Annotated in this window: 2 protein-coding genes; both read left to right on the forward strand. The window is 33.7% G+C overall.

The annotated features are described in order from the left end of the window. The coding region (locus A9G22_RS11375) for a hypothetical protein (protein ID WP_176700232.1) at positions 1–341 on the forward strand (341 nt) is incomplete at its 5' end. A gap of 49 nt (positions 342–390) precedes the next feature. Further along, positions 391–1,721, forward strand: a 1,331-nt coding sequence (locus tag A9G22_RS11530; protein ID WP_075508460.1) for a lysozyme, incomplete at its 3' end; no start/stop codon positions are given.

Raw genomic sequence — 1,721 nt, forward strand, 5'->3', positions numbered from 1 at the left:
CTTTATGTACATATAATAAAAATCTAATTGAAATGGATGCCTTTGGTTGTCAAATAGGAAATAAGCAATTATCCATTTGTTATAATTATTTTGATAAAGGTGATCTAATATACAGATATGGTAATAAAAACAAAATAGAATTAGAGTTGCGGAAAGAAATTTCAGATCAGAAAGTTTTAATAAATTCATTAGTTTTTAAAAAAAATATTTGGCATTATGAAGTAAATACATCTCTTGAAAATGCAGGAGTTTTAATAAAAAAGAATGGCAAGAATATTAAGTTTCTTAAATGTGAAAATGACAGTGCAGAACCTTTAATATTTGATCCTATATGGGATTAAAAAACAAGATAATCTCTATTATCCCGATGGTTAAAAGTCGGGGTGCTTGATGATAAAAACCGACAAAAGAAGTGGTTGGGTGTTAGTGAATGGTGAAGGTGCTAAGCGGGTCTGTTATTGGGATTGGTTTGATTTTACACAAATAAAAGAAACGGCCACATTAAAAGAAATCTACCTTGACGCAGACAAATCGTTAAAACGCAATAAAGACAACCATGCATTATCGCAATATAAACCAACAATAAAAGAAACGTTATCCATCCTTGATAAGCAACACCCTGTTGAAACAAATAGATATACCAGTATAAAAGAAGCAAGTTTTAAAGGTATTGCAGATAAACCGATGTTATTTACGGCATTAAGTCGCTTATTAGTCAATTACGAAAGCGAATGGTATAGTGAAATTGATGCTGAGGGCAAACTGCCGAAATGGGAAGCGTTAAACAGCGAGCTGACGGAAAATGCTAAAAATATATTAGCGTATTTACAAACGGGTGACGAAGCAAAATTAGATGCATATTTAAGCCGTGTAGGTAAAGCAAAGGACTCCCCTGAAGCGAAAGGGTTTGAAACACTAAGACGAGAAATAAGCCGTTTTCCTGCTGATTATCAACAATCACCATCGGAAAAGTTGACTAAAGCGCAGTTTGAATCTTATGCCAAAATGGAAGCATTAGAAAAACAAGTAACAGCTTGGGAAAAGACCAAAGAGAAGATAAAAAAGATGTTGTGGTGGGATGATGTTGCTAAAGGCTTAGCCAAGCTAAACCAACAAAACGACACGCCCCCAGAAAATGGCGAGACAACGGATACCACAACAACCACCCCAGCAGACACCACCCCATCAGCCACCCTTAGTGCTGATGGCAAGGCGTGGTTTATTCATCCTGTTACTATTATGCAGCTAGCCGCTTATAAAGAAATCAAATTTAGCAAAAAAGGAATTGCATTTCTAAAAAAATGGGAAGGATTAAGATTGAAGCCGTATGATGATCAAACAGGTAAAACTATTACAAATTATACTAAAGGAGCTACTATTGGTATTGGGCATTTGATCAAATCTTCTGAAGAGTTTGAACTATATAAAAATGGTATAAATGAAGCTACAGCAGAAAAATTGCTTTCTAATGATTTAAATTTAAAAGGTTATATTAAGGTTGTTTCCGAAAATATAAAAATAACACTTCATCAATATGAATTTGATGCTTTAGTTGCTTTTTCTTTTAATATTGGCATTGGAGGATTTAAGAGTTCAACTGTAGTAAAAATGATAAATAATCCAAAAGGATCTTATACTTATAATTCATTAGAGGAAGCATGGTTATCTTGGAGTAACTCCCAAGGAAAATTTAATCAAGGCGTTAATAATCGAAGACGTTC

This window comes from Gilliamella sp. App2-1 (assembly GCF_001690255.1).
In the GTDB taxonomy this organism is placed as follows: domain Bacteria; phylum Pseudomonadota; class Gammaproteobacteria; order Enterobacterales; family Orbaceae; genus Gilliamella; species Gilliamella apicola_G.